Below are 13,746 nucleotides of genomic sequence, written 5' to 3'. Positions count from 1 at the left end.
TCAAGCACCGGCGAGTGCCGACAACGCTCGTGATCAATACACCTAGCGCGCGGCGAGACGCCGCAGCACGAACGCGGAGAGCGGTGTCGGCAGGGCACGCAGCGTGCGGACCAGGGCCGCCGTGGGCCACGGGAAGTACGCCTGCGCCGGTTCCCTCTCCAAGGCGCGCACGACATGACGGGCCGCCTGCTCCTGGCTGATCTGGAACGGCTTGGGCAGGCCGTCCTCGCTGATGCGCTCCGTGGCGACGAAGCCCGGGTGGATGGAGGTGAACCGGATGCCGTTGGGCGCCAGTTCGATCCGGGCCGCGTCGATGAGGGTGCGCGCGGCAGCCTTCGCCGCCGAGTACGGCCCCTGGCGGGGGATACCCATGAGCCCGGCCAGCGAGTTGGTGTGGGCGATCAGGCCCCCGTCCCGCTGGCCGCCCATCTGCGCGATCAGCGGGACGAGGTAGTTGACGACGACGTCGTAGTTCAGCGCCATGATCCGCGAGACGTCGGCCACCGTGACCTGGTCCATGGACATGTCCGGACCCTGGCCCGCGTTGAGCAGCGCGATGTCGACACCGCCGTACTCCGCGACCGCGGCCGCCACCACATCGGCCGCCGCCTGTGGTTCCAGGGCGTCGGCGGCGACGTCCAGACAGTCGCCGCCCGAGGCCCGTATCTCCTTCGCCAGCGCGGCCAGTTCGGGGGCGCGCCGGGCCGTGACGACCAGCCGGTTGCCGTCGTGGGCGAGCAGGCGTGCCACGTCGGCGCCGATGCCCGACGAGGCGCCGACGATCAGAACCGTCCGGCCGGTGATACGCGCCATGGGCATCCCTTCACTGTGCGGACCGGTGATCACAGGAAGTGTCGGCTCTCGCCCCACTACGAGGCAACGTGACCGGGGCGACGTGACCGAGGCGACGACAGGCCCCCGGCCCCGGGACCGGTGGGCTCGCATGTTGAGGTGTCGCGTATTCGCGAGCCACTTGGCACGCCGGACACGGTGAGTGATCGCTTGGGCGTCGTGGCAGCTGCGGGCACCTACCAGAGCCGGCGGTCGAGGAACTCGGCCCAGATGAACCCGTTGTAGCCGTCGAAGGCACGTGAATCGATCTTCTTGAGTTCGTCGGCGAGCATGCTGAGTTCGGCCAGGGCTTCGTCCTCGCGGTCATCCGGATCGCTGAGGGTCTCGGACACGCCGACGTGCAGGCCGTAGTGGTGCAGGGTCCGCAGCCACAGGTCGATGGAGGAGTTGGCGAACCATGCCTCGCCTTGAGGAAGGACGTAGAAGACCGGCCCTGTGCCGGGTTCCTGCAGAAGCTGAAGCGGGACGCCGAGTCGTACCTGGGCGAGCAGGTCACCGATGCGGTGATCACCGTCCCGGCGTACTTCGGCCACTCCGAGCGGCAGGCCACCAAGGAGGCCGGCCAGATCGCGGGGCTGAACGTCCTGCGCATCATCAGCGAGCCGACCTCCGCCGCCCTCGCCTACGGCATGGACCGGGACGATGAGACAGTCGTGGTCATCCACTTCGGCGGCGGTACCTTCGGCGTGTCGCTGCTGGAGATCGGCGACGGCGTGGTGGAGGTGAAGGCCACCGGCGGCGACAACGAACTCGGCGGTGACGACTGGGACCATCGCATAGTCGACCATCTGGTCAAGCGATGCGCCGACGACCACGGCGTCGATCTCGCCGAGGACAGGAAAGCGCTTCGGCGCCCGCGCGAGGCCGCGCAGAGGGCGAAGGTCGAGCTCCCTTCGACCGCCGAGTCCACGATCGACCTGCTCACGAGCCCACCAGTACCGGGGCCGGCCCCCGCCCCCTCCGGCGGCTCAGCGCCTGCGCAGCACCACCGTCGTACCCGGCCTCAACCGAAGCTGGGCGTTCTCGCTCACCCTCGCGCCGGTCACCAGGTTCGTCGACGCGCCGAAACCCTTCGTGGTGAAGGTGTGGACGCGGTCCACGGTGGTGTTCATCGCGATCAGATACGGGCCGTACACGCACCGGTAGAAGGAGGCCCGCCCGGCGTACGGACTCTCCACCCCGGCCGCCCGCTCCGGGACGTCGGCGGGCGCCTCGGCCAGCGGCAGCACCTGCCCGGCGAACGCCTGGTGCAGGGCGTCGCCGGGAGGGGCGAAACCGCCGTCCGGGATGTCCAGGTCGTCCACGGTGAACTCCCAGTTGACCCAGTCGGGCTCGGTGAACGTCCGCCCGTCCGCGACGAACCGCACGTCCTGCCAGACCGTGGCCGACCGCTCGACGCCCCCGGCGCCGATGTGATGGACGCGCGCGAGCCGGTTGACGCCCCAGCGGGCCCGCCAGTACAGGGACGCGTACAGGATCTCCTCGCCGTGTTTGACAGCGACCAGGCCGTTCTCCTCGTCGGAGAACACGAAGTCCGGCGACCCGGGCGTCATGGGGAGCCGCGCGCCGCTGCCGGTGGCCCCGCTGATGTACGCGTAGTCGTCGGCGGTGCTCAGCAGATTGAGGTTGGTGCGGGCGGAGACCGTCATCCCGTGGGAGTCCTTCAGGGACTGGAACGCCTGGCCGTCGGCGACGGACTGCCGCGCGTACGAGGTGAGGTCGGGGTCCTTGACCAGCGCGGCCATCTTCAGGGCGTGGCCGTCCCACTTGGTGTCCTCGTCGTAGGCGACCTTGCCCGGGTACTCGCTGTCACGCCAGCCGACCACGGTCTCCAGCCGCATCGCCCGGTAGCCGTCGCGGTCCAGGGCCGGGTGGCGGAAGACCATGCGCGCCTTGGCCATCTTGACCAGGTGGTCGCGCAAGGTGCCGTCCTCCACGCCGCCGATGCCCGTCACCGCGTCGTACACCAGCGACAGCCACTCCTGGAGCTCGCCGTAGCTGCCCGCGTAACCGAGTTCCTTGGAGATGCCCTTCTTGGTGACCTGGTGGTACGAGCCGCCGAGCGGCTTGGTCGGGGTGCCGTCCGCCTTCTCCGGGCCGAGCCAGGGGACCAGGCCGACGGACTGGTAGACATAGTCGCGGGCCTTCTTCTCGCCCCAGGCGGCGTCGGAGCCGAGCCGGGACAGTCCGCGGTCGGCGAGGCAGAGGCCGATGGCGCAGATGATGGCCTGGTTGGTGTACTGCGGGAAGTTCTGCCGCCAGTACTCGCGGCTGTCGAGGAGCATCTTCGCCCAGGCGGCCCGGCGGACGACCGGCGCGTACGCCGAGCCGCTGGGCGCCGTCATGGTCAGATCGTCGAACCAGGCGGTGCCCGCGCCCGACAGACGGACACCGAGGGTGACCTGCGTGGCCGTGGCGGGTGTGACGAGCGTGGCCGTCACGTGCTCCCAGTCGTGGGTGCCGGCAGCGGCGTGGACCTTGTTGTCCGTGCCTACGAGCGTGCCGTTCGCGTCGTGGAACAGGACGTCGAGGCAGGCGCCGCTGGTGCCCACCCCGTCCGTCTTGATCCAGGCGCCGTACGTGTACGTCCCCTGGTCCACCGGAAGCTTCGCCGAGGTGCTGTAGCCGACCGTGCCCGAGACGGGGATCGTCACCTTCGCGGAGGCGTGGCCGGTGCGGTACACGCTGGTGTCGCGCGAGGCCGTACCGCTGCCGGACCAGGTGGCGGACTTCCAGCCGGTCATACCGAACTCGAAGCCCGGGTTGCTCAGACCGTACGGCGAGCCGAGGACCGGCTCGTCCAGCAGCGGCTCCAAGGCGTCGCCGAGGGCCAGCAGGACCAGGCCCGCCCGTCCCAGGCCCATCCACTGCTGGCTGGAGCCGGTCATCACCGTGGAGTCGGCGAGGTACCTCCAGTAGACGCCGTCGAGGCTGCGCGCGATCTGTGGCGGCACGGCGATGTTCCGGTACGCGGCCGTCGACGGCATGGTGGAGGCGCGAGCCAGGAAGTCCAGGTACCACAGGTCGAGTTGGGGGCTGGTGCGGGAGGCCTCGGACGCGGCCCTGGCCAGGACGCGCGCGTTGATCGTGTCGACGATCTCGCTGCCGGGGGAGGGGCGGGTGGTCGCGGTCGGCAGGGTGCCGGTGAGGTCGTCGTCGGCGGGGTCGAAGTGGGGCTCGTGGTGGGTGTAGAGGCGGTAGATCGTGCGGCTCGGGCCCTCGACGTTCTTGTAGTAGGCCTCCGCCGTGGCCGCGTACCCGGCGATCCGGCCCATGGCGCGGACCTCCAGCGCGATCGACTTCTTGCCCTTGGTGAGGTCGGTTGGCAGGGGCAGCGTGTGGAAGAAGAACCGTCCCGGGCTGCGCGGGTCGTCACTCGCGATGTCGAGGGGGTCGACGGCGCCCAGGTGGTAGTGGCCGACCTGCTTGCCCTCGGCGAACAACTGGAGCCGGCCCAGGTCCGCGCCGCCCTCCGAGCCCCACAACTTGACGGTGACGTAGGTGGCGCCCTTGGGGCTGCACGCCATCGTCGCGGCGAGCGTGCCGCCCCAGAACCCCGGGGTCTCGGGCGCGTTGAGCACTCGTGCCGCTTGGTCCAGCCCGCCGGTGACCACGTCGGAGAGCGTGCTGGTCAGCCCGTGCGCTCTTTCGGACGCGCCGTCGCCGAGGACGAGGGTGTCGAGGGGACCGGTGCCGACCGGTCGGGAGCCGGTCGCTCCGGTACCGGCCGACACGGTCTCGTCGGCGGACTCGGCCGCCCGGGCGTGGCCGCCGCCCTGCCAGAGCCATCCGGTGGCCGCCGCGCCTGCGGCGGCCTTCAGGAGGGATCTGCGGTGGATGGTCTCTGACATGGCCGAGCGTCCTTTCGGCGGAACTGTCCCCGGCTCTGGGGAGTAAACGTATTCCACGCTATGAGGGGACGCGAGTTCGGTCAATGGCCGCCCAGCTACGGGAGTTGCTACGGGCGGGCCTATTGAGTACCCGTTGAGCCGATCGTCCGGAGTGTTCTAGAGCAAACGATTACTGTTCTCTGAGGTGGCCGTGTACGCCTCCGGATCGAACTCGGCGAGCCGTCGGCGCATCCGGCCCGTCGACCAGGGCCAGCTGAAGCTGTTGCGCCCGTTGACGTCGAGGTAGTAGCTGGAGCAGCCGCCGGTGTTGTACACGGTCGTCGAGAGGGCCTGCCGCACCTCGGCACTGAATGCGGCCTGGACCTCGGGGCGTACGTCCATGCTGGTCCAGCCCGCGGCGCGGAAGTGGCGTACCGCGCCCGCCAGATAGTCGAGTTGGGCTTCCAGGACCATGTAGGCGGAGGAGTGCCCGGTGCCGAGGTGCGGTCCGAGGAGGACGAACGCGTTGGGGAAGCCGCTGACGGTGGTGCCGAGATAGGCGTCCGGGCTGCCCTTCCAGTGGTCGTCGAGACTGGCACCGTCGGAGTCGAGGACCCGCCCCGCGATGGGCATGTCGAGGATGTGGAAACCGGTGCCCAGGATGATCGTGTCGACGTCCGCGCCGCTGCCGTCGGCGCCGACGACGCGGCTGCCCCGGACCGCCTCGACCGCCGTCGCGTGGACGCTGACGTTGGGCCGGGTGAGGGCGGGATAGTACGAGTTGGAGAGCAGGAGCCGCTTGCAGCCCAGTGTGTAGTCGGGGGTCAGCGCCCGGCGCAGCCGTGGGTCCTTCACGGTGGCCCTGAGGTGCAACGAGCCCAGCTTCTGGACCGCGCGCAGGAGGGACGGGTGGCGGAAACCCAGGCCCAGGGTCTCCAGCGCCCCGTACTCCGCGTTCCGCAGGGCCCGTTGGGCGGCGGGGAAGCGCCGCAACAGCCGTCGCTCGGCGTGCGGCACATAGTGGTCGGGCTTCGGCAGTACCCACTGGGCGGTCCGCTGGAACAGATGCAGTCGGCCGACGCGCGGCTGGATCGCCGGTACGAACTGCACGGCCGAGGCGCCGGTGCCGATGACGGCGACACGCGCGCCGGTGAGGTCGTGGTCGTGGCGCCAGCGGGAGGAGTGGAAGACCTCGCCGGGGAAGTCGGCCAGGCCGGGGATGTCCGGGAGTCGGGGCTCGTGCCAGGGGCCCGCCGCCGCGATCAGGAAGCGGGCGGTGTAGTGGTCGCGGTTCGTCTCGACGCGCCAGCGGGCGGCCCCCGGGTCCCATTGCGCGCGTATCGCTTCGGTGCCGAAGCGGATGAGGGGCGTGATGCCGTACCTGGCCGCCGTGTCGCGTAGGTAGGCGCGGATCTCCGGCTGGCCGGCGAAGGCGCGCGTCCACTCGGGGTTGGGGGCGAACGAGTACGAGTACAGGGCGGACGGGACATCGCAGGCGCAGCCCGGGTAGGTGTTGTCCCGCCAGGTGCCGCCGAGGTCGTCGGCCTTCTCGATGACGGCCAGGTCCCGCACGCCGGCGTTGCGCAGGGTGACGGCCGCGCCGATGCCGGACAGGCCGCTGCCGATGATCAGCGCCTCGACGTGGTGGGTCTCGCGGACGACGGACGTGGTGGGCTCGTCCTGGTGCGGCATGTCAGGCTCCTGTCCGGGCGTTCGGGCGGTGGCCGGGCGCCTGTCGTCCGGCGGACGAGGCGGCGAGGCTGTCGCGGACCACGGCCCGGGTGGTGCGCAGCGCGGTCTCCAGGACCGTCGGACGACGCCTCGGGTCCATGAAGTTGCCGCCCATCACCCGCAGATCGGCGGCCGTGGGCTCGATACGGACGACCCTGGTGCCCACCGCCCGCAGCGCGGCGCACTCGGCGTCCAGGGTGCGGGTCATGGCGCGGCGCAGCAGGGCCTCCGCACGGCCAAGCCCCCGTCGGGGCACGGGAGTCGCCGAACTCATCGGAGCGATCACGTACACCTCGTCGAGCCCCAGGGGGGCCAGGACGTCGGCGGAGGCGGTGGAGAGGATGCCGCCGTCCGCGTAGCGCAGGCCGTCGATGCGTACGGGCGGGAACCAGCCCGGGACGGCCCAGGAGGCGCGGAGCGCGTCGCGCAGCGCGACCGGTCGGGCGTCGGGGTGCCCGAAGACCGTACGCCGTCCCGTGTCGAAGTCGGCCGCCACCAGCCAGGTCGCCGGATGCCGGACCCACTGCCCGGGCGGCGTCAGGAAGTCGGCGAGGGCCGCCAGCCAGTGCGCCTCGCCACGCCCTTGGGGCAGCAACCCGGAGAGGCCCGCCAGTGTGGGGGCGTCGCGCCGCAGGGCTCGGCGTGCCAAGGGCGGTGACCCGGGGAAGAGCGCCGGCCGGGGTGGGAGTGCCCGGGGCGGAGTGGCGAAGTGCCGGACCAGTTCGGGGCGGGCGTCCTCGTCGGCGAGCTGCGCCGACAGCAGGTCTGCCACCCCGATCCCGCCGCCCAGCAGGGACACCAGCTCCGCCCCCGCCGAGGTGCCCAGCAGGACCTCGGCGTCACGGGGGTCCCACCCGAGGGCTTCCTGGAGCGAGTGCAGGGCGCCGACCGTCCAGGCCGCGCCGAGGGTTCCGCCGCAGCCCAGTACGAGTCCGCGGGAAGGGGGTGTTGGCGCGCCAAGTGGGGTCACGGAGTTCTCCGGCTGCTCGGGATACCAATGGAATCGGGATACTAGCGGTATCCGAATGTAGGTGGCAGCCCGCGACGGAGATAAGATCCGAAGGACTTCCCCGGGGCAGCCGGTCACGGAGAGCGAAGCTCCCTCGGGCAAGTCACGTGGAACGAAGACTTCTCGGGGAAGCCGCGCAGGGAACAGGGAAGGGAGCGGGACATGGCCGCCCGCCTCAGCCGGGCCGAGAGCCAGGAACGTACGCGCGAGCGGCTCGTGGCCACCGCGCGGGAGCTCTTCCTGCGGGACGGTTACGGCGCCACGTCCCTCAGCCAGGTCGCGGAGGCGGCCGGCTACTCCAAGGGCGCCGTCTACTCCAACTTCCGCGGCAAGGGCCATCTGTGTCTGGCCGTCCTCGACGACATCCGCGCCGAACAGTTGACGCTGCTCGCGGACGCCGTGCTGCGCGACGCCGGGATCGACGACCGCCTCGCGGCCTTCGCGGCCTGGGGCGAGGCCCACATCGGCGACGAGGCCTGGACGACGCTGGAGGTCGAGTTCCTCACCGCCGCACGGCATGACGAGGAGCTCCGACGCGAGATCACGGCACGCGTCGGAGTGATCCGGGAGGCGCTGGCCCAGCTCCTCGACTCCCTGGCCCGCGAGTTGGGCACCTCACCGGCCATGCCGGCCGAGGCCGCCGCGCTGGCCCTGCTCAGCCTGGGCATCGGGATCGGCATCCAGCGGATCGCCGATCCGGCCGTGCCCACGGCGGTACTGACCGACACGCTGCGGTTGGTGCTGGGCAGCGGGGGTCCGGGCGGCTGACGACCGGGTTCGTGGGCGGGCGCGAGGCAGGCCCTGGTCGGCTGGACTCGCTCCACCACCAGCTCGACACGGCCTTCGCGGGTGATCAGCGGCCCCTGGCGCCCGACTTCTCGTTCACGCCGGGAAGGTCGACCTCGCCAGGCCCCCGAAGTCCAGTACGTGTGTGGTGCCGTTGACGCCGCGCGCCAGGTCCGAGGCGAGGTAGCAGACGGCCGCGGCGACCTCCTCCGGCTGGTGCACGGGGAAGGGCTGGCCGTCGAAGCCCTGTTCGGTCAGGCCGAGGTCGGCGCGGGACATGGGGGTGTCGACGACGCTCGGGGCCACGCAGTTGACCCGGATGCCGTCGTCGGCGAGGTCGGTCGCCAGGGCCTTGGCCAGCATCAGCAGGCCGCCCTTCGAGGCGCAGTACGCGACCATGCCGGGCGCGGCGACGAAACCGGAGTCGGAGGCGAGGAAGACGATCGCGCCCCCGCCGCGCTCCCGCATGGCCGCCGCCGCGTGCTTCGCCAGCAGGAACTGGCCGGTCAGGTTCACGTCGAGGGTGCGGGCGAAGTCGTCGCGGCCGATCTCGGTGGGCGCCTTGCCCACGGGCCCGGAGATGCCCGCGCAGCCCACGGCGATGGAGAGGTCGCCGCTGTCCCGCACGGCCGCCGCGACCGCCTCCTCGTCCGTGACGTCCCCCGAGTGCCAGCGCACGGACTCGGGCACGTCCGCCGGCCGCTCGGCGCGGTCGAGCACGACGACCCGTACGCCCTCGTCGAGCAGCGCGGTGACGACGGCGCGGCCGATACCGCTCGCGCCGCCGGTGATCAGGGCCGTACGGCCCGCCAGGTTCAGTTCCATCCTCAGTCCTTACGGGGGGTGATGCGGAAGTCGAACGGCAGCGCGCCCGGGTCGACGATCGTCGTTCCCCCGTCGACCACGAGGGTAGTGCCGTTGACGTACGAGGAGTTCGGGCCCAGCAGCCACAGCACCGCGTCGGCGATCTCCTCCGCCGTGGCCGGCCGGCGCTGCGGGACGAGCGCGGTGACCGCCTCGTACGACTCGTCGACGCCCATGCCGAGCGGGCCGCCGAACTCGCGCATCTCCTCGTCGGCCATCTCGGTGCGGGTCCAGCCGGGGGAGACGGTGTTGGCGCGCACCCCGAGCGGCCCGAACTCGGCGGCGATGGTGCTGGTCAGCATCGCCGCGCCCGCCTTGGAGGCGGCGTAGGCGGACATGCCCGTGGGGGCGCGCAGCCCGGCGATCGAGCCGACCGTGACGAACGAGCCCCGGGCGGCGATCAGTTGGCCGATGGAGGCGCGGGCGAGCAGGAAGACGGAGGTGAGGTTGGTGCGCAGGGTGGCGTCCCAGTCGTCGTGCGTCAGGTCGAGGACCCCGCCGGGGCGCATGACACCGGCGTTCGCCACGACCCCGTCGAGGCGGCCGTGTTCGCGTACGACCGCGTCGATCAGCTGCTCCACGTCCTCGCGCCGGGTGACGTCGGCGACGTGCGCGGTGGCGCCGCAGCGGTCGGCGACCGCCGTCAGGGCCTCGCGGCGACGGCCGCAGACGGCGACCCGGGCCCCGGCCTCGGCTGCCCGGACGGCGACGGCCGCGCCGATGCCGCTGCTGGCCCCGGCCACCAGATAGACGGGCTTCAACGTGCCACCGCCGTACGCGACTTGACCAGGAACCCGGCCGCCAGCGCGAGCACCGCCCAGCCGATCGCCGCCCACGCGGCCCAGATGGTGGGGGCGGGCACGTGGTAGACGGCTCCGAAGAGGGCCCCGCCGGTGATCACCACGCCGATGGTCGCTGCCGCCCACACCTTGGCGGGGGCGACCTGGCCGCGCAGCCCGCGCGGGGCGCCCAGACACAGGGTCAAGTAGATCGCGGCCAGACAGATGATGCCGAACGCCGACAGCCACGCGTACCAGCTGAAGTAGTCCGGCAGACCCGGCACGGAGACGGCTTTCGGGAAGGCCTGGCTGACCAGGACGATCAGCAGATACGCGCCGCCGACCACCATCGTGCCCCCGATCGGTGTACCCCGGCGCGCGCTGACGCGGGCGAGCGGGCGGGGCAGCCAGCCGTCGCGGGCCATCGTCAGGACGCCTCGGGTCACGGAGACGGAGACGCCGATGTAGACGGCCAGCATGTCGAGGAGGATGACCAGTTCGACGAGCCGGGCCAGCCAGGTGGCGCCGTACGCGCCCGGCGAGGCGAGGGCGACGAGCGGGGCGCCCGCGTTCTCCGCGACCGCGGACACGTCGAAGTGGAAACCGGCGATCTGGGCGTAGCAGCCGAGCAGGAAGAACGCGGCGGAGACGAGGAGGGAGATGAGGACGGCCCGGGGGATGGAGTGTTTGGAGTCGGCCGTCTCCTCGGCCAGGTTGGCGGCGGCCTCGAACCCGGTGAACAGCAGCACGCCGTAGATCACCGAGAAGGCGATACCGCTGAGGCCCTGCGCGGAGCTGGAGGGCTTGAAGGGGGTCAGGCTGTTGTCACCGCCCACCTTGATGATCATGTACACGAAGAAGACGGCCAGGACCACCATGGAGACCAGCGCGAGCGCAAGCTGCACTTTCACCGAGACCTGGACGCCGATGTGCACGATGGCGACGAGAACCGCCAGGACGATCAGCTGCCAGGCCCACACGGGCACGGCGTCGAAGCCGAACTCGGCCTTGAGGTTGTCGTACAGCGTGCCGCCGATCAGTACGGCGATGCCCGCGCCGAGGACGAGGACGCCCAGGTAGTAGACGTAACCGGCGGCCGCGCCGAGGCGGGCGCCGAAGCCGTCGGTGACGTAGTTGTAGAGCGATCCGGCGGCGTGGATGCGGCGGGCGTAGGCGGCGACGATCCAGCCGATGGCCAGCATGCCGATCGTGCCGATGAGCACGGCGAGCGGGGCGGCGGCGCCCGCGCCGTTGCCGGTGGCGGTGGTGATGCCGACCAGCTGCGGCAGAAGTATGGAGACCGAGAAGACCGGGCCCATGAAGCCCACGGACTGGGCCACCACATCGGTGAGCGAGAGGGTGCCGGAGACGCGCGTGGTCGGTGCCGTGCTGGGTGGTGCGGTCTGGCGCGACATGGATCGCTCCATCCGGGAGGAGCCGCGGGGCGGCGAGTGAACGGGGAGGGGCGGTCGGTTGCGGGGAAGCCGGCTCCGGAGAGCACCGCCGAGCAGTGCGAGGTCATTCGTTTGGGCCCGTACGTTATGCGAGGCGCCCGGTGGCGGCAACCACCCCGACGTCTCGACTCGGCAAAGCGGCGCCCGGACGCCGGCGCGCCGGTGTTCCCGTTCGGCCTTGCCGGTTCGGCATCCCCCGACCTATGGTTTGGGCTCAAACGAGATGGCGAACGGAGTACGCCCAGCGATGACCAACGCCCCCCGTATGCAACTCGTGCTCAGCGAGAACTGGACGATGACCGGCGGCCGCGCCGACCTGCCGGCCCTGGTGCGCTGGGCCCGTGAGGCCGAGGACGCCGGCTTCGACTCCGTGATGATCAGCGAGCACATCGTGCTCGGCCCCGACGCGGGCGCCAACGGCGTGATGGGCAACCCCCGCGACTACGCCCTCCCGGGCAACCAGGACCCCTACACCCCCTGGCCCAACTCCCTCCTCCTGCTCGCTTCCATCGCCGCGGTCACCTCACGCGTACGACTGGCGGCCTCGGCCGTGATCGCGCCACTGCGCCACCCCCTGCTGCTCGCCCGCGAGCTGGGCACCCTCGACCTGTTGAGCGAGGGCCGGCTGATGGTGCTGCCCAATGTGAGCTGGAGCCGCGACGAGTACGCGGCCCTCGGCGTCCCCTTCGCCAAGCGCGGCAAGCTGCTCGACGAGCACCTGGAGATCTGGGCGAAGCTGTGGGGCCCCTCGCCCGTGTCGCACAAGAGCGAGAACTACGCCTTCGAGGACGTGTACTTCGAGCCCAAGGCGTACCACCCCGACGGCCCGCGCCTGTGCATCGGCGGGGCGGGCATGCACGACGCGATGGTCCGCCGCATCGTGCGCCACGGCCATGCCTTCAACCCGCTCGGCCGCCCCACGCCGGATGAGATGCGGAAATTGGCGGACGCGATGGCGGCCGCCGGGCGGGACATAGCCGACCTGGAGATGATCGGCGGCACCCGGGCGGTCTTCCCCGACGACACCTCGTGCGCGGACCTCGCCCAGGCGCTGGAGTCGATCCCGGAACAGCTGGCGGAGGGCTTCACCACCTTCTGCGTGAAGCCCTCGCAGTTCATCGACGACCAGCACGGGGTGGGCGCGTTCTGCCGTGAGGTCGTACGACGAGTGGAGGCCCTGGCGTGACGACTTCGCCGCGCGCTCTCCTCATCCGGCACGACCACGCCTCCCTGTCCGGCCCCATCGGCGACAGGATCGCCCGACTCGGCTACTCGATCGACGAGTTGACGGTCGTCCCCGCCGAGCGCCACCGCACACCCACCGTCGACTTCACCTTCCCGGACCCCACCGACTACGACCTCGTGGTCGCCTTCGGAGCCCCCTGGTCCGTGTACGACCGCGGCTCGGTCGCCCCCTGGATCGACGGCGAACTGGACCTGCTGCGCACCGCGCACACCCTGGACATCCCCGTCCTCGGCATCTGCTTCGGCTCCCAGGCCTTGGCGACCGCCCTCGGTGGGCGGGTCGAGCGGGCGCCGAGCCCGGAGATCGGCTGGACGAAGGTCGAGTCCGACGTACCGGAACTCATCCCGGCCGGCCCGTGGTTCCAGTGGCACTTCGACCGTTTCGAAACGCCGCCGGGAGCCGTCGAACTGGCCCGGAGCGCCGTCGGGCCACAGGCGTACCGGACCGGCCGGGCGCTGGGCGTGCAGTTCCACCCGGAGATCACCGAGGAGACCCTGAACCTGTGGCTCGACCTCGGCGGCCGACGCCAGGCCGAGGAGAACGGGGTCGACCCCGACCGGCTCCTTTCCGACACCATCGCCCTCCGGGACGACTCCCGGCAGCGGGCGCATGACCTGGTGGACGCGTTCCTGGACCAGGTGGCGGCCGTGCCCGGCGGTGCCCAGAGCCGACCGAGCCGATCCGCGGGCCTCTGACGACACGCGCGTCCCTCGGCCCCTCTCGCCACCCGCCACGGAAGGCGACCGTACCCGTCGAGGGCGATGCCGATCGCCGCAGTGCCCCCGGCCCGAGGCGAACACCCGGCCCTGCCCGGGCGGCCAGGTTCAGCTGCTGTCGAGGTCGGCGGCGAGGGCGGTGCCAGGGGCGGGAGGGGGCACTGCCGCTCACGGCCGCGACGGTGCAGGCCACGGCCCTCTTCGGCCCGGTGGGTCGACCCCGCGCCGAGGCCAAGCGTGACGAGCGCCCGGCGTGGGGGCGCGGTCGGGGAGGGGCGGTCGGAGAAGGAGCGGTGGCGTAGGGCGGTCGCGTGCCCGACGGCGTCGGCGATGGTCGCCATCGGGCGGCTCCCTCAGGAGACGTGGGGGAACGAGGCGTACCCACAGGGCGCCCGTCATGGGGCGCGGCGCACTCCACCGGCCGGTCGTATCGGCCGCAGGCCCCGCTATCGTGAATGCAAGCGGACACCTGTCCGCTG

General features: G+C 71.6%; 11 protein-coding genes and 1 pseudogene. 4 read left to right on the top strand and 8 right to left on the bottom strand.

Features of this window, described 5'->3' with window-relative positions; translation table 11 throughout:
• Positions 1-42: 42 nt before the first annotated feature.
• Both SGFS_RS05260 and SGFS_RS51315 read right to left on the bottom strand, forming a co-directional pair.
• On the bottom strand, positions 43-819 hold the full coding sequence (locus SGFS_RS05260; protein ID WP_286248006.1) for an SDR family NAD(P)-dependent oxidoreductase: 777 nt from the start codon (positions 817-819) through the stop codon (positions 43-45).
• 209 nt (positions 820-1,028) lie between these two features.
• Positions 1,029-1,385 (bottom strand): SUKH-4 family immunity protein, encoded by a 357-nt coding sequence (locus SGFS_RS51315; protein WP_350284080.1) that lies wholly within the window; start codon positions 1,383-1,385, stop codon positions 1,029-1,031.
• Here SGFS_RS51315 and SGFS_RS05255 point away from each other — a divergent pair.
• Positions 1,290-1,811, top strand: a pseudogene (locus SGFS_RS05255) (Hsp70 family protein); the annotation flags it as partial. The gene SGFS_RS51315 and the pseudogene SGFS_RS05255 overlap by 96 nt on opposite strands.
• A 9-nt stretch (positions 1,812-1,820) precedes the next feature.
• Here the strand turns inward: SGFS_RS05255 and SGFS_RS05250 are convergent.
• The 3 genes from SGFS_RS05250 to SGFS_RS05240 form a co-directional block, all read right to left on the bottom strand.
• Complete coding sequence (locus SGFS_RS05250) at positions 1,821-4,703, bottom strand: Tat pathway signal protein (RefSeq protein WP_286248004.1); 2,883 nt, start codon at positions 4,701-4,703, stop codon at positions 1,821-1,823.
• Positions 4,704-4,859: 156 nt separating this feature from the next.
• The gene (locus tag SGFS_RS05245) at positions 4,860-6,374 is read right to left on the bottom strand and encodes a flavin-containing monooxygenase (protein WP_286248002.1); all 1,515 of its coding nucleotides are present in this window, start codon (positions 6,372-6,374) and stop codon (positions 4,860-4,862) included.
• A gap of 1 nt (position 6,375) precedes the next feature.
• Complete coding sequence (locus tag SGFS_RS05240; RefSeq protein WP_286248000.1) at positions 6,376-7,383, bottom strand: patatin-like phospholipase family protein; 1,008 nt, start codon at positions 7,381-7,383, stop codon at positions 6,376-6,378.
• A gap of 201 nt (positions 7,384-7,584) precedes the next feature.
• On the opposite strand from SGFS_RS05240, the gene SGFS_RS05235 reads away from it, so the two are divergent.
• A complete protein-coding gene (locus SGFS_RS05235) occupies positions 7,585-8,190 on the top strand; it encodes a TetR/AcrR family transcriptional regulator (protein ID WP_286247998.1) in 606 nt (201 codons plus the stop codon).
• Between the two features lie 114 nt (positions 8,191-8,304).
• On the opposite strand, the gene SGFS_RS05230 is transcribed toward SGFS_RS05235, so the two are convergent.
• From SGFS_RS05230 to SGFS_RS05220, 3 genes are read right to left on the bottom strand one after another with little or no spacing between them, the layout of a single operon-like run.
• Positions 8,305-9,033: an SDR family NAD(P)-dependent oxidoreductase gene (locus SGFS_RS05230; RefSeq protein ID WP_286247997.1), complete on the bottom strand. Its 729-nt coding sequence runs from the start codon at positions 9,031-9,033 to the stop codon at positions 8,305-8,307.
• Between the two features lie 2 nt (positions 9,034-9,035).
• Entirely contained in the window at positions 9,036-9,833 is a 798-nt protein-coding gene (locus SGFS_RS05225) for an SDR family NAD(P)-dependent oxidoreductase (protein WP_286247995.1), read from the bottom strand.
• Complete coding sequence (locus SGFS_RS05220; RefSeq protein WP_286247993.1) at positions 9,830-11,266, bottom strand: APC family permease; 1,437 nt, start codon at positions 11,264-11,266, stop codon at positions 9,830-9,832. The genes SGFS_RS05225 and SGFS_RS05220 overlap by 4 nt, the downstream gene beginning before the upstream one ends.
• Positions 11,267-11,552: 286 nt before the next feature.
• Between SGFS_RS05220 and SGFS_RS05215 the strand changes: the two genes are divergently transcribed.
• A complete protein-coding gene (locus SGFS_RS05215; protein WP_286247991.1) occupies positions 11,553-12,491 on the top strand; it encodes a TIGR03619 family F420-dependent LLM class oxidoreductase in 939 nt (312 codons plus the stop codon).
• Positions 12,488-13,246 carry a type 1 glutamine amidotransferase gene (locus tag SGFS_RS05210; RefSeq protein ID WP_286247989.1) on the top strand — a complete coding sequence of 253 codons (759 nt, stop codon included), beginning with the start codon at positions 12,488-12,490 and terminating at the stop codon, positions 13,244-13,246. Before SGFS_RS05215 ends, SGFS_RS05210 begins: the two co-directional genes overlap by 4 nt.
• Positions 13,247-13,746 lie beyond the last annotated feature (500 nt).

This window comes from Streptomyces graminofaciens, assembly GCF_030294945.1.
Lineage (GTDB): Bacteria > Actinomycetota > Actinomycetes > Streptomycetales > Streptomycetaceae > Streptomyces > Streptomyces graminofaciens.
The sequence above is the reverse complement of the archived record's forward strand: the minus strand, read 5'-3'. Positions and strand labels throughout refer to the sequence as shown.

Coding starts and splice junctions, on each gene's coding strand:
- SGFS_RS05260 (WP_286248006.1), bottom strand. CDS start 819: ATGCCCATGGCGCGTATCACCGGCCGGACGGTTCTGATCGTCGGCGCC.
- SGFS_RS05250 (WP_286248004.1), bottom strand. CDS start 4,703: ATGTCAGAGACCATCCACCGCAGATCCCTCCTGAAGGCCGCCGCAGGC.
- SGFS_RS05245 (WP_286248002.1), bottom strand. CDS start 6,374: ATGCCGCACCAGGACGAGCCCACCACGTCCGTCGTCCGCGAGACCCAC.
- SGFS_RS05235 (WP_286247998.1), top strand. CDS start 7,585: ATGGCCGCCCGCCTCAGCCGGGCCGAGAGCCAGGAACGTACGCGCGAG.
- SGFS_RS05230 (WP_286247997.1), bottom strand. CDS start 9,033: ATGGAACTGAACCTGGCGGGCCGTACGGCCCTGATCACCGGCGGCGCG.
- SGFS_RS05220 (WP_286247993.1), bottom strand. CDS start 11,266: ATGTCGCGCCAGACCGCACCACCCAGCACGGCACCGACCACGCGCGTC.
- SGFS_RS05215 (WP_286247991.1), top strand. CDS start 11,553: ATGACCAACGCCCCCCGTATGCAACTCGTGCTCAGCGAGAACTGGACG.